A 24327-nucleotide genomic window follows, 5' to 3' on the forward strand; every position below is an offset into this window, starting at 1 on the left:
TAAAAATTAAAGTAGTGCTGTTTTTAATGTTTGCGCATGCACTTTTTCGCGCTTTACATATTTGATCCATTGCTGGGCTAAACGTTGTGACTTTTTGTGTTTTTCGGCTTGTTCAAACGCCAGGATAGACGCATCAAAATTTTGTAAATTGTATTGCGCCATTCCTAAAGCAACAAACGCATTTGATTCAAAATCAAGGCCGCCTTTATCCAGCGCCATTCGCGCTGCATCAGCTGCTTCGTCATACTGCTCTGTGTTTACATACACTTCAGCTAAGCGCTGGTCGTATTTACCATGCTCCGAACGCTCTGCAGCTTTGGTAAAGTAACTAATCGACTTAGCATCTTCTTTAGCTTGTACCATAGCCTCGGCTACAAAGGCATAATTTTTAGCCGTAGGTTCAGCAATGCCCTGCTCTATTGCTTTACTCATTACACTGGCGGCTTTGTAGGCAAGCTGATTATATAAATATACCTGCGCAAGCTGTCTTAGGTCAGATTTAGAGGTTAAAAATCCTTGCTGGTAAGCTGCTTCTAAAATACTAAGCTGCTGTTTTTCTTGCCCAGTTTCACCATACATACCGGCTAATTGCACCCAGTACTCAGGTTTATTGTAAAGCTTTACCATACGCTCAAGTACGCTCACTACTTTATCGGTTTGGTTAAGTGAGTAATACATAGCACGTTGCAGTACCAGCCAGTTTTCTTTTGGTACTTTGCCATCGCTATCACTTAAGTTAATGGCTTGGGTAATGTAACTTAGGCCTTGCTCATAGTCTTTTAATTGATAGTAGGTTTGCGCTCTTAATAAATAATACGCATCAGTTTTAGGCTTTGTATTAATGGCATCCCATTTATCTAAAAATGCAATCACCTTTTTGTAGTCGCTGTTAGCCATTGCAAGCTGCGCTAAACTGAATGTCGTGCTCAAACGCAATGTTTCTGGAATTCCATCTTCTGCAATCACTTTTTCAAATGAGGCAATCGCTTTTACAAGGTCGTTTTCATTGTAATAAATAAACCCATAAAAGTTATGCATCATCGCAATTTCATACGAATTCATACTTGATGAGCGCGCTTGTATGCTGTCAAGCGCGTCTAAACCCGCTTTACTGTCGCCATCATCCGCAAGTTTTTGGGCGCGTGCTAATTGGCTGTATACCTTTTCACGCAGTGCGGGAACTCGTGTTGTTTTCTGCTTTTCAGCAGCCTGTACTGTCGCCAAATTTACACCCGGAAGTACATTCAATGCACTTGGTGTAACAACGCTGGCACTGATTGCAACAGTGCACAACATGCTAAGCTTTAATAGCTTGGTTGTTAGTTTTAATTTCATAATTGCCTCACGTTCACTCTTTACTTACTTAACAGAATTAACCATTAATTTGGAAAGAAATTTTATTTTGCACACCGGCTACTTCAACGGCTTCGCCATTAACAACGCGCGGTTTATATTTAAACTTAAGGGCCGCATCCATCGCTGCTCTGTCAAACAGTGACTCTGGCTCGGCTTTAATAACTTGTGGCTCTTTCACTGTGCCTTGCTTGGTCACTGTAAACTCAACAATGACATACCCTTCAATACCACGCGATAACGCACGCCTTGGGTATACCGGTGCCACTTTTACTATGGGTAAATACTCACCATCACTGGTTTCTAACGCTAATCCACCCGCTAGATTTACATCAGCATCGACATTGGCAGCAAAATCAAAGTTGTTGCTAGCAGCGTTGTTATCGCTACTTTGCATTTGTGGCGATTCCATTGGCGGTGGTGGCTCTTTAGGTGTTGGTGGCTTTTGTGGTTTGCGCTCCTTTTTTTGCACCGTTTCTTCTTTTTTCAAACGGACAAAATCCAACACATTCCCTTTTGCAGGCTCCGTCATGGCGCCTTCTCCGCCGGTGATCAATGCCTGCATACCTAAAAACAGCATAAAGGTCACCACACCCGCTATAATTAACGCAAGTACATAACGCATCACTCGTTACCCTTCTTGAGCCGCTATTGAAACATCAAATACACCCGCTGCACGCGAGGCATCCATCACTTTTATCAAGGTTTCTGTAGTGGCTTTTTTATCGGCCTGAATAACCACACTGCCTTGTGGATTTTCAGCTTTTAAACGTTCAATGTTGGCTTGTACAGCACGTACATCTATTTGACGTTTATTGATCCAAATTTCGCCTTGATCTGAAATAGCTACTAATATGTTAGCCCGCTCTTTTTTAACAGCCGTTGCTGCTTCTGGGCGGTTTACATCAATACCGGCTTCTTTTACAAACGAGGCTGTAACAATAAAGAAAATAAGCATAATAAATACAACATCCAGCATAGGAGTCATGTTTATTTCTTCTGCTTCATCTTCTTGGAATAAATTACCTAATGGGGCTCTCATTTTACTTCTCCTAGAACAAGCGGTGATTATGTACACCGCTTTTCAATAATTATTTAGTGGTCTAACACCATAGTGTCTTGCAACAATTCAACTTCACGCTTTGCTTTACGCTGTAAATAGGTTGAGGCAAACACCCCAGATAACGCACCGACCATTCCTGCCATAGTGGGTATGGTTGCTTTTGATACACCCGATGCCATAGAGCGTGCGCTGCCTGTACCTGTAATGGCCATTACATCAAAAACTTCTATCATCCCTGTTACTGTGCCAAGCAATCCTAATAGTGGACACAGCGCTACCATTACATTAATAAGCGGTAAGTTTGCATTTAATCGCATACTGGCGCGTGACACCATGGCCTGGCGTATTTGCTCTGCGTTCCAGCTGTTGCGTTCACTGCGCGTTTTCCACGTATTTTTAACGTCTTTTTTGTAGTGTCGATAGCCATTAAAAAAGTACATAAATCGCTCGAGTATCAATAACCACATCGCGAAAATTAACACGGCAATGACCAAGAGCACTTGGCCACCCGTGTCGAGAAAATCACGGATAGCATTGATTGAATCAATCAATAGCACCATGGTTTAAGCTCCTTTCTCGCTTCGCTCGGCAATAATACCTGCACTTTGTTCTTGTAAAATAAGCAGTAAGCCTTTTGAGCGAGTATTCAATAAGGTATATAAAAACACCGTAGGGATAGCAACAACAAGGCCTAATACTGTAGTAACCAGGGCTTGCGAAATACCGCCTGCCATTAGTTTAGGGTCACCAGTGCCGAATAAAGTAATTGCTTGGAAGGTATTAATCATCCCAGTTACCGTACCGAGTAAGCCCAGCAATGGCGCTACCACAGAGATAATTTTAATAAGCGTTAAATTACGGGTGATTTTTGGCATTTCGCGTAAAATGGCTTCGCTTAACTTAAGTTCAAGCGTGTCGTACGCCACATTAGGATACTGGTCTTTCACTTTCATGACGCGCCCTAGCGGGTTATCATCACGGGCTGTATCGTCTTTTAATTGACGACGGATTTTTCCACCCATCAGCAGGAGCGATACAAAACGCTCTAACGCAATTAATAACGCTAATAAGCCAACGCCTAAAATAACGTAACCAACTGCGCCACCTTGATGAACTTGCTCGCTGGTATCAGGGGCTTGTACTAACAAACCTAAAATTGAACCACCAGTTGGGTCAAGCGCAAACGGCACCACACCGGTGTTTGCTTGCTGCAAATCAGCCGCAGTCGCAGTAAAGCGGCTACTTGGTTGGCGAGTAAGCTGGCTAATTGTATTAGTAGAAGGCGTATACTCTAGGTACTGACCATCACTAATAAGGTTAAATGCACCCACACGTACCACTTCTTTTTGTACTTTATTGCCACCGTCAACAATTACATCGGTATTGAAGCGGCTTACTTTTCCTTGTTCGGTCATTTCGCGTTGTAGCTCAAACCAAACCTTTTCGATATCTTCAATAGACGCAAGCTTTGAGGTAGAACCCATTTTTTGCGCCAATTCGTCCATAAAAGTACTACGCCCAGGTAACTGGGCCGATACCACCGAGGTTGCAAACTTATTGCTAGAATCTCCAGCAACTTGTTGTAGCACACCAAATAGCTCTTTTAATGACCCCATACGCTTTGATAAAGTATCGGTCAGGTTAGCCAATTTAATTTCGTTTTCTTCAAACTGCGTTTCTAAACGCTCTGACTCGCTAAGCATTTGGTTTCGTTTAGCTTGGGTGCTTTTAAGCATTTGCACTTGTTCATTTTGACGTGCTGCAAATTCTTGTTCGCGTTGTTTATTTTGTTCTGATTGCGCTGATTTACCCTGCTCTAACGTTTTTAATAAGGCATCTAAGTTCATTGGTTCAGCGGCACACATCGCACCTGAAAAACCTAAGCTGGCTGCAAACACGGCCATTTTTGTCATTTTCGTTAATAATTTCATGGTAAACCTCTTATTCTGCAGCATGAATTGGCAGTGTTAACATATCGGGGGCTAGTTGTTTGCGCGCAATGCGAAGCCCTTTATTAATTTGACTAATGGTTGAATCAGGCAATGCAACAAACGACTGTGACTGTTGATCCCAACTACCTGCTTGTTTGCCATCGCGGGTAAGGTAAATGAGTTCTAAACGGCCAATGCGTAAAAAATCAACTTCACGTTCTTTATTGTCCACATCAAGCAATGCGGTATACGCTTCAATAGTGCGTCCGTAATCAACTTCAACTTGATAAGCTTCTAAGACACGACGGAATTTTTCACTTGATGAAATATCAGCACGCTCCATCATTGCATTTAACGATTCAAGACGCTGCTTACGTTCTTGTTTTAAAAACGGCACATCTAAGGCAATAAACTGTTCAAGCCCGGTGATCATGCGAAGCATTAAAGGGGTTATTTGGCGCTCAATAATCGATACCTGATCCATTGATAAATTAAGCGATTCCATCTCTTCTATTTGGTTATTTAACTGTTTTGTCAGCTGTGCGTTATAAACGGCTAAACCATCTATTTCTTTATTAAGGGTTTTAAATTGCTGTAAACGCCCTTGCATTGAATCTGCAATCTTGTCTATTTTTGTTTGTGATTGCGCAGCTAAATTATTAATGTCGCTACTTTTATCAATTACCGTGTTTAAATCATTGGCGTGGACTGCTGCACTTGCGGCTACAATACCAGCTAAAATTAATGGTTTAACGCCTTTCATCGTATACACCTTTGCTCGTTAATTAGCGGATTTGCTAGTGTTTATTAGTCGCTTTAGCCTGTTTATGAAAAAACATTTTAAAGCGAGATAGTTTCAATGAGCGAAAGTGTATAGATTAAAAATGACAAGCGTGTTGCGTAAAAAAGTCGCTTTTATGACAACGGTAATAAATTAGCCTTATTGGCTGAATTTAAAGTGCAGGGTAATGTTTGAAGCGTAAATTTTATAAGTAAGACTGTATTTCACTAAGGGTATGCTGCCAATCTATGTAGTTAATAGCAATAGGGTAAGCACGGTTGTTATGTATTAATACTAACGAAGGGAAACCTTGAATAGGTAAACTGCGAACAAAGTTAAGCTCATCATAAAAGCGACGCTGAAGTTCCTTAGAGTGTAACTGCTGAGTAAATAAACAGGGATCTAAACCAATTTTTTCGCATAGTTTAATAAGCACGTCTTCATCCGATGGATTCTGCGCCTTTAAATAATACGCTTGTTGAATAGCGTCAATCATCTGTGGCTCTTTGTTAAAGCTACGAGCAATTAATGCCGCCCTACAAGAAGGATAAGTAGAGCGGCGTGGTTGGCATTCTCGCCAAAAATTAAAATTAAACTCAGTGCCTAATTGGTTGTTAATGTTTTGCCATATGCCTTGTAGTTGCAACTGCATATCAGCACTCATTAGCTGGTCGCTATCAGCCGCTAACCCCCCGACCCTATATTCTATAGGCAGAATATTTACTAAAGCAGTTTCTAGCTTTTGCCAAGTAGGTTTATAACCCCAGCACCAGCTACACATAGGATCATGTACATAGATAAGCTTATTGACTGACATGCTCGCCCTGCGCAAATATGACTTTATTACGCCCTTGTGATTTTGCCTGATATAAATATTCATCGGCTTGTTTTAATGCGCTATTGAAGTCGTCAACATGATTAGCTTGTGCAATGCCAATACTGCAGGTTAACGATACTCGTTGTTGTTTATCAGATAATATCACATGATGTTGCACGCATTCTCTAAAGCGATTAGCTAAAATACTGGCTTCAATGGTCGTTAGCTGCGGTAAAATTACTACAAACTCTTCACCACCATAACGGGCTTTAAGGGCGGTTGCAGGAAACTGCGACTCTAATAATTTAGTGAACTCTATTAATACGGTGTCACCAAAATCATGACCATAGGTGTCGTTTAATTGTTTAAAGTTATCTAAATCTAGGAGCAATATAGACAGCGGTAAATAATGTGCAGGTCGTGAAGCGGCGAGCTTTAAAAAATGAGAGGTAATAAAGCGACGGTTGGGTGCACCTGTGAGCTGATCTGTATAGGCGTATTGTTTTTGCTCTAAGGTAATATCGGCAATGGCAAGGTGGCTTCGGTGACGAAAATACTCACCGATAAAAGAAAAGACCAACACGAGTGAAAATGCAGCAACAAAACGGGTTTTTTCTACCTCACCATAAATAACCTGCCCCATATCGGGGCCATACAACATAACAATACAGCACAATAACATGGCACTGCTTAACCATGCGCCAAACTTAACACCCAATATGGCGAAAACAGCGACAGGATAAAACATAAGCCAATATAAAGCAGTGTTATCTTTACCGCCTGTGTATACCAATGCTAAACACATCAAAAATACAATCATCAGAGTAATTAACGCAATAGCATTGAGCTTTTTGGTTTTTATAAAATAAACGATGCACCCTACAATCGTTAAGTTAACTGAAATTAATGCGGCAGTTAATATAGGTGCATAAACGCGATAATTTGCAATCACCAAATAAGTAATTAACACCAAGGCAATCGCTATCATGGTAAATAAAGAAAACGCTTGGCGTTGTCTATCAAAGCTATAAACACTGTCAATATTAACTAGACTAAGCCAGTTTGGTTTATTTATTTTTGTTTTATTGATCATACTTTGAATTTTTTAACCATCCGATCTAAGTCGCTAAATTGATGCTTAAGCTTGGTACATTCCTCTAAAGTAAGGTTAAGGTTAGATTGACCTTGAGTAGATAAGTCGCTAATAACATGAATATCTGAGTGTAATGATTTAACAACTTGGTTTTGTTCATCTGTGGCATTAGCCACACTATGATTAGCATCCGTTATTTGCCTTATCGCACTAATTATTTGCTTCATTACGTCGCCGACGGCATCCGCTTGCTGAACACTTTTTTCACTTTCTTCTAAACTGGTTTTCATCAGTTCAACGGCAGAGCTTGAGCCTTTTTGCAGTTCAATAACCGTATTTTCAATTTCTTGCGTTGATTGTTGAGTGCGTTGTGCTAATTGTCTTACTTCATCGGCAACAACGGCAAACCCTCTTCCCGCTTCACCCGCACGTGCGGCTTCTATCGCTGCATTTAAAGCGAGCAAGTTAGTTTGTTCACTCACTCCTTTAATTACCGCTAATACATTACCGATATTGGCGGTATGTGAATCTAAACTATTAATTGTTTCTTGCGCTTGCTCTATATTTTGCGAAAGTTGATGAATGCTTGATACGTTGTTAGTCAGTGTTTGCTGATTTTTAGCACAATATTGATCAGCATCTTTAGCAAGCGTTGAGGCATTACTTGCACTGCTTGAAATTTCTGTGGCGGTAGCAGAAAACTGATTAATTGCCAATGCTACGCTGTTAGTACGTTCACTTTGATCGTCATACATAGTCAAGGTTGAATCTGTTTGCGTAACCAGCTTAGCAACAGCTGTTTCTAACAATTGCGCTGAAGACTTAACTTGAACAATTGAATTTTGAATTTTTTCTATAAAAATATTAAATGAATTACTTAACTGACCAAACTCATCATCGTTTTCTACACTGAGGCGACGAGTTAAATCGCCTTCACCTTGAGCTATATCTCTAATAGCATCGTTTAAGCGATACATAGGACGCATTAAGTAACGCAATAAAAGCTGTAGCGCAAAAACAATGACTAAGGTGCCTACTATTAAGTAAATCAGTGCTTTTTGACCAAATGCCGACACACTTTCGAAAGCCGTGTCTTTATTGATCACTGCTCCTAAATACCAATCAACATTTTCTATGCCATGAATTTTAGTAAATGACACTAAAACAGTTTCATCAGCAACTTGGTGCTCTGTAAAAGTATCAGCCAACTCAATGTCTTTTCCAAATAATTCAGTAAGCGCTTTTGAATTTAACTTACTATTTGGATGGCTTAGTATTTGCCCCTTATGATCTAATAAAAAGCCATAACCTAACCCTAAAAAATCAATATTGTCGATAATTTTAGCTATGGTTTGCATATCAATATCAGCACCTGCAACTCCTTTAAATTGGCCATTAATATTTATGGGCGCAACAGCTGAAATGGTCAGTTCATTGGTGGTTACATCAATATAAGGGGTGGTGAATGCAGTATTAGTTTTGTTTTCAACCAACTTATACCAAGGGCGGCTAGTTGCATCAAAATCGTCGGGTAAAATGACGCTTTGATCATTTAAAATAAACGCGCCTGAGGATTCGCCGATGTAAGTATTTTTAAAATCCCCTGCCATCTCTGCAGTATTTAATTGCGATAATGTAAGCGCTTTAGCGTCTGTGAATCGATAGGTGTTTGCCAGCGAGATAACAATGGCTAACTTGTTATTCAGCCAGCTTGCAATGTTCTGCGAGACAGACTGGGAACTTTGTTTTAATACTAAAGATAGCTGCTCTTGAGTTTGATGACGCATTGAAAAATAGTTGTTAATAGTGAAAACACCTAACACTAAAACTAAGACCAATGACGCAGCGATGGTGATTTTGGAGGTGAATTTCAGCGAGCTAAACATAAGTACCTTAAGGATTAATCATTATTATCACTGTCTTTTTAACAAATTTTTAACTGAAAGTCTTAGCAAATATAAGCTGGGATTGATTAAATTATAAAAAATAATAATAAAGCATTATTTATTATATACAGAAAAATATCTATAAGGTGATTTTTTAATAGCGACGGTCTAGCTAGTTGCAAAGAAAGACTCTATGCAACTATGCCTTTTAGGAAAGTAAAAAGATTAAAATTTGAATTTAATAATGACGTTACACTGAGTAATTATTATTTAAATCACTTTTTCCATTTCATTTTATTATTGGTATCGCGTGATGAAATAATGGTTTCATTACTGCTTTGAATCCCGCCCAATTTGGAGAGTCGGTCATAAAGTACAACATTACAGGTTGCCGCTAAATTCATACAGCCGATAGTAGGAATATACACCACTTCGTCGCACCATTTTAAAACATCTTTAGGCACAGAGCCGTCTTCTGGACCAAATACATAAAATGCGTTCTCAGGGTGAGTAAATTCGGGCAAAGGAGTGGCACCTTCAATTAACTCAATTACCACTACTTTTGAACCTTGTGGCTTGACTGATTCTAAATCGTCAGTGGCGGTTAATGGAATGCGTTGCACCACATTTTTCGTATCCGTATGAAATTTTTGTGCATTTAAATAACGGTTGCCGGTAAAAAACACCTTCTTGGCGTCATAACAACCTGCTGCGCGTAATACACCACCCACATTGGTTGGGCTTTTAGGGTTTATTAAACCAATACTTGCTTGTAACTTACTCACTAGTTGCAATCCTTGGTTGGCCACTCGGCAATATACAAGTCAAAATCGTCTAATTTTACATCACAATCTTTTACTGTTTTATCTTTGACTGAAATGTTTAGCTCATGCATTTTAGTTTTATCGCCGTTATTAAGTAACGGGTGCCACGTTGCTAAACCGCGCCCTTCATGAAGACGGCGGTAGCTACAGCTTTGGGGCATGAAAAAGATGTCTTTTAGGTTTTCTTTAGTGAGTTTAACGCACGAAGGGACTAATGTTTGGCGGTTTTCGTATTCACTACAGCCACAGGTATTGTTATCAAGGTATTGACAAACAATGTTGGTAAATATTAGTTGCTCGCCTTCTCTTAGCTGATCGGTAGCAGTAAAGTCATCTTCGTCTTCACTGTCAATAAAGGTGTTTAAACAACACTTTCCACATCCATCACAAATGGCTTCCCATTCTTGCTGGTTCATTTCATTCAGGCTTTTACTAAGCCAAAATTGGGTATTTGCTAATTGTTGATCAAACATGGTGTTCTCGCCCCTTTTAAGAGCGCGCATTCTAACGTATTGCAGCAAAGCGCGCAAAGCCAATCCCTAATATCTGCATGGCTTCGCGCGATTTTATTACTGCTGAGATTTAACCCAACGTTTAATTTTTTTCTCCAGAATAGGCATAGGTAGTGCACCATCAATCAATATTTGCGTATGAAACGCTTTAATGTCAAATTGCTCACCTAATTGCTGGTGGGCGTAATTTCTGAGCTCTTTAATTTTAAACTCACCCAATTTGTACGATAGTGCTTGGCCTGGCCATGCGATATAGCGTTCAACTTCAGCAATAACATCACTTTTTGCCATTGAAGAATTTGCTAGCATGTAATCAATGCCTTGTTGACGTGTCCAACCTTTGGCATGAAATCCTGTATCAAGCACTAATCGCATCGCTCTTAGCTGCTCATCGCTAAGACGCCCGTACCACATATACGGGTCGGTAAATAAACCCAATTCTTTGCCTAAGCTTTCTGCATATAATGCCCAGCCTTCAGCAAACACGGTATAGCCGCCAAATTTACGAAAATCGGGCAAGCTTTGCACCTCTTGTTGCAGCGCTATTTGAAAGTGATGACCAGGAGCGGCTTCATGAATAGACAGTGTTTCGAGTAAAAACTTAGGCTGCGCTTTTAAGTTGTATGTATTGATGTAAAATATGCCTGGGCGCGAACCATCAGGAGCGGGTCCTGCATACGACGCTCCCGCAGCTGATTGGGCTCGATACGCTTCAACCGCTTTGACAACATAAGGTGCTTTAGGCTCAATATTAAATAACTTTGGTAAGCGAGCGTCTATTTTTAATTTTATCTTTTCATAGGCAGCAATTAACTCATCGGCCGTTTTGTAATAAAACTCATCGGAGTCACGTAAGTGGTTAAAAAAGGCCGATAAATCACCTTCAAATCCGACGGTGTTTTTCACCGTTTTCATTTCACTTAAAATTCGAGCCACTTCACTTAAGCCAATTTCATGAATTTCATCAGCAGATAAGCTTAACGTGGTGTTTTTCTTTATTTGGTATTCGTACCACGCTTTACCGTTGGGTAAATCAGCATAACCAACAGAATCGCGAGCATGAGGTATGTAATTGTTGGCTAAAAAGTCGCTCATTCGCTGATATGCAGGCACTAATTTATCTAAGATCAGTGTTTTATACTGCGATTTTAGCTGTTGCTTTTCATCAGCTGAAATTGAAGCGGGCATGGCTTTAATGGGCGAATAAAAGAGAGAATCTTCTGCGCTTGTAACAACATGCGCTTTAAATTGCGGGAGTAATTTTTTTGCTAATGGCATAGGCAGTACCACATCGTTTTTAACGCCTTGCGCCATTGATTGTTCAACACTTGCAAGCCATTTAACGAAACCATCTGCACGCTTGATAAAATTTTCGTAGTCGGCAACAGTATTAAAAGGCTGAGCACTTTGTCCTGAACCAAATCCAGCGAAGGTATTATGCGCACCCGACATTTGATTTATCGGTAACAAATAATTTTTATATTGCATCCCCTCAAGCTTGAGGGCTAAATCTCGGGATAATACTTCAAAATTCAGTAGCGCTTGACCGGTCAGTTGTGATTCATCAATCAGCGTTAAGCGTTGTTGATATTTTTTGTAAAATGCGGCTTTTTTATCGCGATTAAGCTGCGATATTTCAGGCAAAAATTGATCATCAAATTCATGGCGGCCATTATAAGTAGCGCTTAATGGATTAAAAGCTAATGATTCATCGTAGTACTGAGCAACGAGCACATCTAATTGCTGCTCGGCTGATAATTCGCTTATTACAGGTGCGACTGACTGATTTGTGTTTAATTGTGAGCTGGTGCTCATACAACCACTTAAGGCAAACATAACGCTACTGGCAACCAGTGCTATTTTAATAACTTTCATAAATTCCCTTGTTAGTTTTTACCCGCCAATTATGCGGTTTTAAATAGCTTAAATAAAGCAATTACGGTCAATGCTATTCGTCGCTACATTATTTACTCAATAGCGCATGGTTGCTACATTCAAGTAAATGAAAATAATTATAATGACTTAAACATGAAAAAACATTTACTAACTGCATCAATCGTATTTCTGAGCTTAACCAGTGCAAGTACACTAGCCACAACCTATATATCGGCCAAAGCTTTACTAGATGTTGAAACAGGCGAACTTAAATCTAATCCTTTGATTGCCATAGATAACGGTGTTATTAGCCAAATCCAATTTAATAAAAAGCCCAAGCTTAGCAGTAATGATGAACTGATAAACCTACCAACGCTTACCCTGTTACCTGGGTTAATGGACATGCACGTACATTTAACCAGCGATCCTACCGTGTCTCGAAGTGAACGTTTAGGGCAATCTGTTCCGCGAATGGCCATTAAAGCCAGCTATTTTGCTAAGCAAACCTTAGAAGCTGGATTTACTACAGTACGTAACTTAGGTGCACAAGGCTACAGTGTTATTGCGGTGCGAGACGGTGTTAATGCCGGTGATATTATCGGCCCACGCATTTGGGCTGCAGGGCCTTCTTTGAGCATTACTGGTGGGCACTGCGATAATAATCGCTTACCTCCAGAGATGAAATATACTGCCACCGGCGTTGCTGATGGCCCATGGGCAGTACGTATTAAAGTGCGTGAAAATATAAAATATGGCGCTAATGCAATCAAACTATGCGCCACAGGTGGGGTATTTTCTAAAGGAACAAAAGTCGGCATACAGCAATACGCCTTTGAAGAGATGAAAGCCATTGTCGATGAAGCGCACATGCGTGAATTACCTGTTGCCGCTCACGCACACGGCACTAACGGTATTAAAACGGCGATTAGAGCCGGTGTAGATAGTGTTGAGCACGCTAGCTTTTTAGATGATGAAGCGATTGCGCTTGCAAAAGAGCATGGTACTTGGTTATCGATGGATATTTATAATACAGAGTATACGCTGAGCTTTGGTGAGCAAAATGGTGTTGATGAAGAAAACCTAAATAAGGAACGTCTGGTATCAAAAAAACAACGTGATAGTTTTAAACGCGCTGTTAAAGCGGGGGTAAACATGGTGTTTGGTACCGACGCAGCTATTTACCCGCATGGTGATAATGCTAAACAGTTTTCCCGTATGGTTGAATTTGGCATGAGTGAATTACAAGCAATTCAAGCGGCGACCATTAATAGTGCTAAATTATTAAAAGCTGATAAACAACTAGGGCAAATTAAAACTGGTTTTGCAGCTGATATCATAGCGGTAGATACTAATCCATTAAAAAACATTTCTACACTAGAGCAGATCCCGTTTGTTATGAAGGCGGGTGTGGTTTACAAACAGTAAGCCCAAACGTTTCTATAAGGTTGAGCACCGCTCAACCTTAAAATTTTTTGCAAATGTAGCTAAGCTGCTCGTTTAGCCATCAAAATTTTATTAAAAAATCTTTCTGCTAAACCAACTAACTACTGCAATCCCCCTTTGAAATTTTCAAATATGATTACTTTTAAATCACATTGAATAACAATCAAGCAAACGTACCTATTGAAGTAAAAAAAATTGAACTTTTTATTTAAATTTAAAATGATAACCATTATCATTCGCGCAAATTAACAAATGCGAATGGTTATCAGTTTATGAAAAGGTTTCAATACTCTCTCCTCACTCTAGCGTGTTTAAACGCAAATTTAGCAATGGCTAACGAGTCACAAGTTAATTCAGATATTGAACGAATTAGCGTTTACGAGCAACAAAACCGAGTAGTGATGAATTCTGGTTTAGCGACTAAATCAGACATGTCACTAATGGAAACCCCAGCACCCGTGGTTATTGTTGATAAAGCACTGATTGAATCACAAGGTATTGATAGTCTTCAGGACGTGATCCGCAATGTGAGTGGCCTAACTCAAGCGGGTAATAACTATGGCATTGGTGACAATTTAGTTATTCGTGGTTTGGGTGCTAATTACACTTATGATGGCATGTATGGCGGCGCAGGCTTGGGCAATACATTTAACCCTACTCGGTCTTTAACCAATGTTGAATCTATTGAAGTGTTAAAGGGTCCCGCTACTGGCCTGTATGGTATGGGTAGTGCCGGTGGTGTGATCAACCTCATTGAAAAAAAACCACAGTTTAACGAGCAACATACGCTAGAAATGGATATCGGTCAGTGGGATAGTTATTCGCTTGCACTCGATAGCACCAATGCAATAACCGACGATTTAGCTTATCGGGTAATGGCAAAAACCGCCTCTAGCGATGGCTTTCGTGATTTAAAAGAGCAGCGCGATGAAATTTACTCGTCTTTAAAATATGTGCTTAATGACCAACAATCTTTTGTATTGTCTGGGGCATATATTAAAGACGCTATTGCAGTGGATTCTATTGGCCACCCTATTCGTATTTTTAACAGTGAATCGGTTAACGGTTTAACTGCTGGAGAAGTATCAGGCGCCGATTTAGTTAATGACCCTACAGCAAGTGGGTTACAATTGAGTGAAGCACAACGAAATGAATTAGCTAACTCTTTGGCAAGCAATGATGGTTTAACACCCTTTAACTTTGGCACTAATGGTATAATATCACCGATGGCAAAGGATAACGAAGGTGAAGAGCTGCGTTTTAAATTAGCGCATAATTATTACATTAGTGATGATTTATTTTTAAATCAACAGCTACAGTATCGCAATTACACCTCAAGTTTTGCTCGTCAAACAGGTGCTTATAATTATGTTTATTGGAACCGACGCGGTGTAATTAACCAAGATCCACGCGCACCGTTAGTTGTAGATAATGTATTACATCCTTTTGCTGCAAGACGCCAAGAATATCGCCAAGTAGAAGCGGATGAAAAATCTTGGCAATACTTCTTAGATTTACGTTATGACTTTATGCTTGGTAATATAGAAAACGAACTACTAGTTAATGCCAACTATGAAGACCGTGATATTCGTTTTAAACAGTACTCTATTTATGATGCTGATAAGGTAATTAAAAACAATGACGGTGAAGTGATTTACCAAGGCGCACTGCCATATATTTTTGATATACGTCAACCAAATTGGCCTACAGGTGAATTTGCTGACTATGATCCGCTTAAAACCAGTGATTACAATAAAAAAGTACAAGCATGGGGCGTAGGCCTGCAGCATGTTGCTTATATTAACGACAAGATCACTACTCGTATTGGTGTTGCTCATAATCGCATAAAACAAAGTTATGAGCATTTTGGGGTAGACCCACGTTATAGCCAAAGCCGCGCAAATCCAACGCCTGAAGCAAACACATCAGACAGTGGTTTAACGTATAACTTAGGTGCTACTTATCAAGTAAACGCTGATATGGCTTTGTTTTTAAATCACTCGAAAGGACGCACAGCTTACAGTGTTCTTGGCTCTGTTGCTGGTAATGAAGCCGATAGAGACGATTCAGAATCAGTGAGTAACGATTTAGGCTTTCGTTTTAAAGCATTTGATGATCAATTACTAGCTTCGATTGTAGTATTTGAAAGTGCGCGCACTAATTTAGAATACGCCAATCCACTTTATGAAGCCGGCGTGTCAGCACCTAACGAAGTAGAGAGCTTTTTTGATGGCGAAGAACAGACAAAAGGTGTAGAGATTGATTTAAATGCGTATTTGAACGATCAATGGAAAGTTAATATTAACGGTGTTTATCAAGACGCCCGCGATAAAACTAATCCAAACAGCTCAAGCTTTGATACCCGCCAAAAAGGGGTGCCTTATGTAACAGCTAGTTCATGGGTTACTTACTCAGCAGCGCTGTTTGAATTACCACACGCAGTTGATCTAAGCGCAGGCTTAACATTCGTTGATAAACGCAGTACTAACTCAAGTTCATTCGGTATTGATAATGGTTACGTACCCGCTTATACCGTATATGATGCTGCAGTTAGCTATAAAGCTGATAACTGGCAGATGCAGTTAAACATTAATAACCTGTTTAATAAAAACTATTATTCTAAAGCCATGTTTTTAGGCGGAATGCCAGGTGAAGAACGTAATGCAAAGCTAAGCTTTAGTTACACACTTTAATAGTTTAATAATTTTAAAAGCACGGTATTTCAATTGAGATACCGTGCTTTTTTCATGTAAAAACTTAATATTAAATCGTAACAACTATGCGGCCGTTTATTTCGCCTTTAAGCATGTCATCAAAAATTTCATTAATATCTTCAAGTTTTTTCTCTTCAATGATAGCTTTTACTTTGCCTTGCGCAGCAAATTCAAGACATTCTTGCAGGTCTTTGCGCGTACCTACAATAGAGCCAACCACTGAAACACCATTTAATACGGTGTCAAAAATTGGCAATGGCATATCTTCAGGCGGTAAACCAACCAATACACATTTTCCCCCTCGGCGAACACTTTTATATGCTTGTTCAAACCCTGGTTTTGATACTGCCGTACAAACAACAGCATGCGCGCCACCTACTTGCTCAAAAATGGCCTCACTGGGCACCACCTCTTTAAAATCAAGCGTAATATCAGCACCCAACTCTTTAGCTAGCGCCATTTTCTCTTTACCAGTATCTACCGCAATAACATTAAAGCCCATTGCTTTTGCATATTGCACTGCTAAGTGCCCTAAACCACCCACACCGACAATAGCAACCCATTGACCTGGTTTAGCGCCAGATACTTTTAAAGCTTTATACGTTGTTACGCCCGCACAAAATAAGGGGGCAGCTTCAGCAAAACCTAAACCTTTCGGTATTTTGATGATGTAGTCACCATGAGCTAAACAGTATTCTGCATACCCACCGTCAATAGAGTAACCCGTATTATGTTGCGATAAACACAAGGTTTCGCGTCCATCTAAACAAAACTCACAATGGCCACATGCGCTGTATAACCATGGTACGCCTACTCTATCGCCCACTTCTAAGTGCTTAATATTACTTCCTAGTTTTTCTATTACACCAACACCTTCGTGCCCAGGTACTAATGGCATTTTTGGTTTTACCGGCCAATCGCCATGACATGCGTGTAAATCAGTGTGGCACACACCACAAGCGGCTATTTTTACTAGGACATCGTTAGGACCTACTTCTGGGATAGGCAAATCGGTGATCGCTAACTTGCCTTTATATTCTGTATTTATTGCTGCTTTCATAGTCATTCCATCGTTTATAAAAAATTTTGTTATTCAACAAGGTCGTTAAATAACAATGTCATGTTGCATATCCGCAACATACCTCACTATAAATGCTTAGATATTAATCTATATCAATCATTAGTCGTAAAACGTGGCTTTTTATCCCAGCTTAAGTCTTGCCATACCTAACCAGCGTGCTAGCATAGATTTCATTTATTTTTGAAACTTGTAACAATGACATTATCAGAAAAAAACTTTGCCTTTGTAATGCATTGTGGTGAGATGGGCAGCCGCTGGGGATTTAATCGCACCATTGGACAAATGTGCGGTTTATTGATTATCACTAAAGACCCGATGACGGCAAATCAAATCGCTGATGCGCTAAGTATCTCTCGCGGTAACGTGAGTATGGGGATCAAAGAATTACAATCTTGGCAACTGATCAAAGTAATGCATATCCCAGGAGATAGAAAAGAGTACTATGCCCCTGCAGGCGATATTTGGGATATGGCAAATCGCGTATTCGAAGAGCGCAAAAAACGTGAAGTTGAGCCGACACTAAGTTTACTCCGGGATAACTTACTAGACGAAGCAAGTAACGACGATGAAATCTACGCTCAAAAACAAATGGGCGAAATCCATAACTTACTTGAAACAGTAACTAAATGGTCGTCAGAATTACAACGTTTAACTCCTGAGCAGCTTAATAAGCTAATGAAACTAGGTTCAGGGATTGGCAAAGTCATTGACCTAAAAGATAAAATATTTAAAAAAGAAATTTAGTCGATAGGTCACTCACAAAAAAGCCGCAATTTGCGGCTTTTTAGTTATTTGCTTTATTTAAATTTTTGGATAAGCAATTCTATCTGACAAATAGCCCACGCTGGTTGCAAAATAATATGACCGATTCCAGTGCATAAATACCTTGTAGTTGTCGTATGCTAAATACATGCGCCCATTTTCATCATCAGGCATCACTAGTGCAGCATCCACAGCAACATTTGGTAAATCGCTGCCGTCAGCTCGACGAACCCCTAATGCTTGCCAATCAGCGAGTGAGCGCTCTGAATTGTTCCAATATTCAAGCCATTGCTTACGTGTTTTAGTACCGCGCTTTAAAATATACTGCTGATCAAAATCAGCAGGTAATTGAACTTGGCGACCCCAGGTTAAGTTGTCATTCCAACCCTCTTGCTTTAAGTAATTAGCAATAGAGGCAAACGCATCTTCTTTGGTTGTCCAAATATCTTTACGGCCATCGTTGTTGTAATCTACAGCATAGGCATTAAATGAGGTTGGCATAAATTGAGTTTGCCCCATTGCACCTGCCCATGAGCCTTTAAATTTATTAAGCGTAATATGACCCGACTTTAATATATCCAGTGCTGCCCATAATTGGCGCTTGTATAATGCTTCACGGCGCCCATCAAAAGCCAGTGTTACCAAAGATGAAATCACGTTGTGGCCACCTTGAATGGCACCAAAATTACTCTCTAAGCCCCAAATAGCTACAATAAAGCGTGCTTGGACGCCAAAGTCTTTTGCGACCTTCTCTAAAACGTCTTGGTTTTCTTTGTACAACTTACGCGCGCGATCAATTTTCCATTGAGGCACTCGTTTTGGTAAATATGTTTCCAGTGTTTCTTTTACTTCAGGCTGATTTTTATCTGCTGAAATCACTTTTTCTTTGTAAGAAGCAGTGGCAAATGCTTGCTCAATTAACTGAGTATCGTAACCTTTCGCTATTGCCTCTTGCTTTAAATTAGTAAGGTATTGTTGAAACTCAGCTTGGGTTTTTGCCATCACCGATGAGCTTAAACAGATACCACACAATACAACTGCTAATTTTTTAATCACTATCTACTCCGTTTTGTTTTCTTAATTCACTCAGCAAGTTTTCTTCTGGTGGCGGAATTTGTAAATAATAGCCTTGGTCGCTGAGCGACTGTTTTAAAGTGTCTAAATCCGCTACGCCTAGTTGAGTTCGCTTAGCTAAGTTAATGATCATCACGTACTGAGGTTGACCAAACATGGCCATTAAAGGTTCCGGAACTTTACTAAAATCGTCTCTTTTTTCAATAAATAAGAAAGTATCTGCTTTTTTCTTACTTTTATATACCGCAGTTAGCATTATGGCCCTATAAAATCTTGCTTAACAGTGCTACACACTATAACATGGCAATAATAATAAGTTATAAAAATTAGAGTGAAAACTACAATAAACGCCTTGTTCAGCCTAGGTTTATATAAAAATTTCACACTAACAAGACAATCCAGTTGAGCATCTATGTCGGACCAAATTTTTGAGCTAAAAGGCAACCTTTTTACGTTATCAGTTTTACATCTTTATAGTACTGATATTCCCCTTTTAGCAGAACAACTGTATATAAAAATAGCCCAAGCCCCAAAATTCTTTGAGGGTGCCCCCATTGTCGTGAATTTAATTGAAGTAAAAAATAATCCTATTGATTTTGTTCACTTAAAATCACTTATTGAACGTATGAGCTTTAATGCGGTGGGTGTATGTAATGGTTCTGATGAGCAGCACAAACAAGCGAAAGCTGCTGGCTTATCTGTTTTAAACTATTCACAAGACGTTAAGAGTGAACCTCCAAGAGTAGAGCCTAATACGTCAGTGGTTGAAAAAACCGTGTATTTACCAGCACAAATTATTAATGGTGCAGTTCGCTCAGGGCAACAGGTTTACGCCAAAGACCGTGACTTAGTGGTATTAGGCGCAGTAAGCCATGGTGCAGAAGTAATTGCAGATGGCAATGTACATATATATGGAACCCTACGCGGCCGTGCAATCGCCGGTGCGAAAGGGCTAGAAAACGCATACATTTTTTGTAATAAATTAGAAGCAGAACTCGTTTCAATCAATGGTAATTACTGGATCAGTGACTCACTGCAAGGTGAACACTGGGGTAACGCAGTTCAAATACAACAAAAAAATGAATCTTTAGAAATTTCAGCTTTGGTTAAAGGATAAATCTCATGGCAAAAATAATTGTCGTTACCTCGGGTAAAGGGGGTGTTGGTAAAACAACATCAAGCGCAGCAATTGGTACAGGCTTGGCATTGAAAGGCTATAAGACTGTTATCATTGATTTTGATATCGGCCTGCGGAATTTAGACCTTATTATGGGTTGTGAACGTCGCGTAGTGTATGACTTTGTCAATGTAATCAATGGTGAAGCCAACCTTAACCAAGCACTTATAAAAGATAAGCGTGTAGAGAAGTTATTCTTACTTCCTGCATCGCAAACACGCGATAAAGATGCACTCACACGTGATGGCGTTGAACGTGTTCTCAATGAGTTAAAAGAAGACTTTGACTACATCGTGTGTGATTCTCCAGCAGGTATAGAAGCCGGTGCTATGATGGCCATGTACTTCGCTGATGAAGCGATTGTAACTACCAACCCAGAAGTTTCGTCAGTAAGAGACTCAGATCGTATACTAGGAATTTTACACAGTAAATCTAAACGTGCTGAAGAAGGTTTGGAAAACATTAAAGAGCATTTGCTAATAACACGCTATAATCCAGATCGTGTATCAAAAGGTGAAATGCTATCTGTTGAAGATATCCAGGACATTCTAGCTATCGACTTACTAGGTGTCATTCCTGAATCTCAAGCAGTACTTAGTGCATCTAACTCAGGACAACCCGTTATTCTTGATGGCGAATCAGACGCAGGTCAAGCCTATGCTGATGCGATAAGTCGTTTATTAGGCGAGACGGTTGAATTTAGATTTTTAGATGTAGAGAAAAAGGGTTTATTCAAACGGATATTTGGAGGTTAATGTGTCTTTACTTGACTACTTCCGCTCAGAAAAGAAAAACAGTGCGTCATTAGCAAAAGAGCGATTGCAGATCATAGTCGCGCACGAACGTTCTCAGCGTGGTACACCTGATTACTTGCCGCAGTTAAAGCAAGATATATTAGATGTCATTCGCAAGTACGTGAATGTAGGCGCCGATGCAGTTCAAGTTCAGTTTGATCAAAATGAAGATGATTTAGCCGTACTCGAACTCAATGTCACACTACCTGACGAAGAAAAGAAATAATGATAAAGGGCGCTAAGCGCCCTTTATCATCTGTTTTTAACTCGTCTTGTAAACTTTATTTAATTATCCCACTCTTTGAGTGCACCTTTAAGATATTCATAGCGCCAAGAATTGAGTAAATCTGGTTTTATCTGCTGTGATTTTTGTTCATCTGTTAGCTTCCAGTTCCAACTTATAAGTTGATTCACTTGCTTTTTAGAGGCCATTACATCTTCTGGTATGTTGTGCTCTTTTGCAACCTTACTAATGTTTTGTTTGATCTCTTTCGCTACTTTTTTGTATGTAGGAAAATCAATTAAACGCTTTAGTACTTTTGGGTGCTGTTCAGGTGGGATAGCTTTAGCTTGCTCAATACACTTCAAAATTTCAACCCCTGAACGATTCACTTCAATAGGCTCAACACCCGGAATTTGTCTAAGCGCATTTAAGCTCGATGGGCCTCGCTTAGCGATTTCAGTCATGTTGTGCTCTTTAAGAACAAAATTAAGCGCAAGATTTTTACGAATTGCTTTATTTCTTCTCCACACGGCTAATTCTCTTAGTACCGCTAATTCATGCGGCTTGAGCTGCCATGCATTTTTAATCTCTTTATAAAGCAGTTCATCTGGTGTTTGAAAAGCACGCTTGTTTGCCACCAATTCACTTTCATTAATAACAATATCAAATAAATCGGCCGCTTTAATGCTGTCTATAATTAACTCAAAACAAGGTAGTAAGTGAAACGTATCGGCCGCAGCGTATTCAAGTTGTTTTTGAGTGAGAGGACGTTGTAACCAATTAGTACGCGATTCACTTTTATCAATTTCAATATTCAACAAGGTTTTTACCATTAAGGCAAACCCCATACAGTTACCCTCCCCTAATAGCTGAAGTGCAAACTGAGTATCAAACAATGGATAAGGAACGAAACCTGCGTATTTTTGAAAAACTTCAATATCTTCTGAAGGAGAATGAAGTACTTTTAACACGTTTGGATCTTTAAGTATCTGCCAAAAATCAAACAAGGAAAGCTCTGCAAGCGGGTCGATGAGTGCTAAATGCTCGCCATCATAAACTTGAATTAGTGCAACTTCGGGATACAAAGTACGGCGGCGCATAAACTCGGTATCAATAGCAAGAATGGGTTTGTTTTTTATTTGTTCTACAAACGTATTTAGCTCATTTTGGGTTTGGATCAATTGGTAGTGCACTGAGTCTCCTACAATAAAAAAGCCGACTAATGTCGGCTTTTTTATAGTTGCTAATCTTTTAAGGCTCTTCTGAGAATTTTACCCACGTTAGTTTTGGGTAACTCATCCTTAAACTCAACGAGTTTAGGAACCTTATAATTAGTTAAATTATCACGACAATGTTTTATTATATCTTTTTCAGTTAAAGAAGGGTCTTTTTTCACAACAAAAACTTTAACTTGTTCACCACTAATGTCATGAGGAATACCAATTGCGGCAACTTCTAATACACCTTCGTGCATCGCAACCACTTCTTCAATCTCATTTGGGAATACATTAAAGCCTGACACAATTATCATGTCTTTTTTACGGTCAACAATATAGAAGAAGCCTTCATCATCGTATGTCGCAATATCACCGGTAGCAAACCAGCCATCTTTTAAACATTCAGAGGTTGCGTCAGGACGGTTATAATAACCAAGCATTACTTGTGGGCCTTTAACCCATAACTCGCCCGGTTCACCTTTAGCCGCTTCTTCACCGCTATCAAGCATTAGCTTGATATCGGTACTTGGCGCTGGTAAGCCAATAGAGCCATTATAAGACTCTAAATCATATGGGCTAATTGTAACTAATGGCGAACACTCTGTCAGACCATAGCCTTCCATTAATTTGCTGTTAGTGACCTTCTGCCATTTTTCGGCAACTGGACGTTGAACGGCCATACCGCCACCCAGTGACATTTTAAGGTGACTAAAATCAAGTTCAGAGAAACCTGGAGTATTTAATAAGCCATTAAACAGAGTATTTACACCTGTAATAGCTGTAAATTTATGCTGACTAAGCTCTTTTACAAATCCTGGCATATCACGTGGATTAGTAATTAAAACATTTAAGCCACCGTATTTCATAAATGCTAAACAGTTCGCTGTTAATGCAAATATATGATAAAGCGGAAGCGCAGTAATAACTACTTCACTACCACGGTCAAGCACTTTGTCTAAACAACCAGATACTTGCTCAAGATTACCTACCATATTGCCATGACTTAACATAGCGCCTTTTGATACACCGGTAGTTCCACCTGTATACTGTAAGAATGCTAAGTCACTAAGGTTTACATCTGGACGTTTGTAACCAGTTGGATCTGCTTTTAACAAATCACAAAAGTTAATCGTGTTAGGTAATGTGTAGCTTGGCACCATTTTTTTGAAATGCTTAACGACAAAATTAACTAAATGCTTTTTAAGACCACCCATCATGTCACCGACTTGGGTAACCACAATATGTTTCACGTCGGTGTTGGGCAGCGCTTTTTCAAGAGTGACAGCAAAGTTAGCAAGTATAAAAATGGCTGATGTTTCAGAATCTTTTAACTGATGCTCTAACTCTCGTACGGTGTAAAGCGGGTTAACATTAACTACAACACATCCTGCACGCAAAATACCTAAAATAGCAATAGGGGTTTGCAACAAGTTAGGCATCATCACAGCGACTTTATCGCCTTTTTTTAATCCTAAATCGTTTTGGATATAGGCGGCAACGCGTTTTGTTGCAGCATCTATTTCGTTGTAAGACAATGTTTTACCCATATTAGTAAATGCAGGTAAATCTTTGTATTCATTAAAACTTTTTTCAAACACTTCGAGTAACGAGTTGTAGTGCTCAGGATCGATTGTTTCAGGCATACCTTCTGGGTAGCGCTTAAGCCAGATTTTTTCCACTCTTAGCCCCTGTTATAATTATATTTTT

General features: G+C 39.6%; 23 protein-coding genes. 6 read left to right on the forward strand and 17 right to left on the reverse strand.

Annotation, left to right across the window (positions count from 1 at the left end):
• Window positions 1-6: 6 nt before the first annotated feature.
• From AC0VZ5_RS16025 to AC0VZ5_RS16080, 12 genes are all read right to left on the reverse strand, one after another.
• On the reverse strand, window positions 7-1335 hold the full coding sequence (locus AC0VZ5_RS16025; protein WP_475474945.1) for a tetratricopeptide repeat protein: 1329 nt from the start codon (window positions 1333-1335) through the stop codon (window positions 7-9).
• 37 nt (window positions 1336-1372) lie between these two features.
• The gene (locus AC0VZ5_RS16030; RefSeq protein WP_008111498.1) at window positions 1373-1978 is read right to left on the reverse strand and encodes an energy transducer TonB; all 606 of its coding nucleotides are present in this window, start codon (window positions 1976-1978) and stop codon (window positions 1373-1375) included.
• A 6-nt stretch (window positions 1979-1984) separates the two neighbouring features.
• Window positions 1985-2395 (reverse strand): ExbD/TolR family protein, encoded by a 411-nt coding sequence (locus AC0VZ5_RS16035; protein WP_008111500.1) that lies wholly within the window; start codon window positions 2393-2395, stop codon window positions 1985-1987.
• 53 nt (window positions 2396-2448) lie between these two features.
• Window positions 2449-2976, reverse strand: a complete 528-nt coding sequence (locus tag AC0VZ5_RS16040; RefSeq protein WP_008111501.1) for a MotA/TolQ/ExbB proton channel family protein — start codon at window positions 2974-2976, stop codon at window positions 2449-2451.
• Between the two features lie 3 nt (window positions 2977-2979).
• Window positions 2980-4347, reverse strand: coding sequence for a MotA/TolQ/ExbB proton channel family protein (locus tag AC0VZ5_RS16045; RefSeq protein WP_475474946.1), 1368 nt, complete (start codon window positions 4345-4347; stop codon window positions 2980-2982).
• A 10-nt stretch (window positions 4348-4357) separates the two neighbouring features.
• Entirely contained in the window at window positions 4358-5110 is a 753-nt protein-coding gene (locus AC0VZ5_RS16050) for a DUF3450 domain-containing protein (protein WP_138606484.1), read from the reverse strand.
• 223 nt (window positions 5111-5333) lie between these two features.
• Window positions 5334-5945, reverse strand: a complete 612-nt coding sequence (locus AC0VZ5_RS16055; RefSeq protein WP_290171404.1) for a DsbA family protein — start codon at window positions 5943-5945, stop codon at window positions 5334-5336.
• Window positions 5932-7038, reverse strand: a complete 1107-nt coding sequence (locus AC0VZ5_RS16060; RefSeq protein WP_464712113.1) for a GGDEF domain-containing protein — start codon at window positions 7036-7038, stop codon at window positions 5932-5934. The genes AC0VZ5_RS16055 and AC0VZ5_RS16060 overlap by 14 nt, the downstream gene beginning before the upstream one ends.
• Complete coding sequence (locus tag AC0VZ5_RS16065) at window positions 7035-8924, reverse strand: methyl-accepting chemotaxis protein (protein ID WP_475474947.1); 1890 nt, start codon at window positions 8922-8924, stop codon at window positions 7035-7037. Before AC0VZ5_RS16065 ends, AC0VZ5_RS16060 begins: the two co-directional genes overlap by 4 nt.
• Window positions 8925-9199: 275 nt before the next feature.
• Complete coding sequence (locus AC0VZ5_RS16070; RefSeq protein WP_138606492.1) at window positions 9200-9709, reverse strand: RNA methyltransferase; 510 nt, start codon at window positions 9707-9709, stop codon at window positions 9200-9202.
• Window positions 9709-10221 (reverse strand): YcgN family cysteine cluster protein, encoded by a 513-nt coding sequence (locus tag AC0VZ5_RS16075; RefSeq protein WP_138606494.1) that lies wholly within the window; start codon window positions 10219-10221, stop codon window positions 9709-9711. The genes AC0VZ5_RS16070 and AC0VZ5_RS16075 overlap by 1 nt, the downstream gene beginning before the upstream one ends.
• A gap of 96 nt (window positions 10222-10317) precedes the next feature.
• Window positions 10318-12135: a DUF885 domain-containing protein gene (locus AC0VZ5_RS16080; RefSeq protein ID WP_475474948.1), complete on the reverse strand. Its 1818-nt coding sequence runs from the start codon at window positions 12133-12135 to the stop codon at window positions 10318-10320.
• A 153-nt stretch (window positions 12136-12288) separates the two neighbouring features.
• On the opposite strand from AC0VZ5_RS16080, the gene AC0VZ5_RS16085 reads away from it, so the two are divergent.
• Window positions 12289-13560, forward strand: a complete 1272-nt coding sequence (locus AC0VZ5_RS16085; protein WP_290171665.1) for a Xaa-Pro dipeptidase — start codon at window positions 12289-12291, stop codon at window positions 13558-13560.
• Between the two features lie 290 nt (window positions 13561-13850).
• On the forward strand, window positions 13851-16271 hold the full coding sequence (locus tag AC0VZ5_RS16090; RefSeq protein ID WP_475474949.1) for a TonB-dependent receptor: 2421 nt from the start codon (window positions 13851-13853) through the stop codon (window positions 16269-16271).
• A gap of 70 nt (window positions 16272-16341) precedes the next feature.
• Here AC0VZ5_RS16090 and adhP read toward each other — a convergent pair whose 3' ends face one another.
• Window positions 16342-17352, reverse strand: coding sequence for an alcohol dehydrogenase AdhP (adhP, locus tag AC0VZ5_RS16095; RefSeq protein WP_138561502.1), 1011 nt, complete (start codon window positions 17350-17352; stop codon window positions 16342-16344).
• A 216-nt stretch (window positions 17353-17568) separates the two neighbouring features.
• Here adhP and AC0VZ5_RS16100 point away from each other — a divergent pair, with 216 nt between their 5' ends.
• Window positions 17569-18117: a GbsR/MarR family transcriptional regulator gene (locus AC0VZ5_RS16100; RefSeq protein ID WP_010388849.1), complete on the forward strand. Its 549-nt coding sequence runs from the start codon at window positions 17569-17571 to the stop codon at window positions 18115-18117.
• A 57-nt stretch (window positions 18118-18174) separates the two neighbouring features.
• Here AC0VZ5_RS16100 and AC0VZ5_RS16105 read toward each other — a convergent pair whose 3' ends face one another.
• Both AC0VZ5_RS16105 and AC0VZ5_RS16110 read right to left on the reverse strand, forming a co-directional pair.
• Window positions 18175-19191 carry a lytic murein transglycosylase gene (locus AC0VZ5_RS16105; protein ID WP_198522595.1) on the reverse strand — a complete coding sequence of 339 codons (1017 nt, stop codon included), beginning with the start codon at window positions 19189-19191 and terminating at the stop codon, window positions 18175-18177.
• Entirely contained in the window at window positions 19184-19465 is a 282-nt protein-coding gene (locus AC0VZ5_RS16110) for a YcgL domain-containing protein (RefSeq protein ID WP_178957120.1), read from the reverse strand. The genes AC0VZ5_RS16105 and AC0VZ5_RS16110 overlap by 8 nt, the downstream gene beginning before the upstream one ends.
• Window positions 19466-19621: 156 nt before the next feature.
• Here AC0VZ5_RS16110 and minC point away from each other — a divergent pair, with 156 nt between their 5' ends.
• The 3 genes from minC to minE are packed head-to-tail and all read left to right on the forward strand — an operon-like array spanning window position 19622 to window position 21406.
• Entirely contained in the window at window positions 19622-20326 is a 705-nt protein-coding gene (gene minC / locus AC0VZ5_RS16115) for a septum site-determining protein MinC (protein ID WP_138606506.1), read from the forward strand.
• A 5-nt stretch (window positions 20327-20331) separates the two neighbouring features.
• Window positions 20332-21141 carry a septum site-determining protein MinD gene (gene minD / locus AC0VZ5_RS16120; protein ID WP_138606508.1) on the forward strand — a complete coding sequence of 270 codons (810 nt, stop codon included), beginning with the start codon at window positions 20332-20334 and terminating at the stop codon, window positions 21139-21141.
• A gap of 1 nt (window position 21142) precedes the next feature.
• Entirely contained in the window at window positions 21143-21406 is a 264-nt protein-coding gene (gene minE / locus AC0VZ5_RS16125; RefSeq protein ID WP_008111532.1) for a cell division topological specificity factor MinE, read from the forward strand.
• Between the two features lie 59 nt (window positions 21407-21465).
• On the opposite strand, the gene rnd is transcribed toward minE, so the two are convergent.
• Window positions 21466-22596, reverse strand: coding sequence for a ribonuclease D (gene rnd, locus AC0VZ5_RS16130; protein ID WP_198522598.1), 1131 nt, complete (start codon window positions 22594-22596; stop codon window positions 21466-21468).
• 50 nt (window positions 22597-22646) lie between these two features.
• Entirely contained in the window at window positions 22647-24299 is a 1653-nt protein-coding gene (gene fadD, locus AC0VZ5_RS16135; protein ID WP_475474950.1) for a long-chain-fatty-acid--CoA ligase FadD, read from the reverse strand.
• Window positions 24300-24327 lie beyond the last annotated feature (28 nt).

It is taken from the genome of Pseudoalteromonas sp. QJM3NY_12, assembly GCF_056173165.1.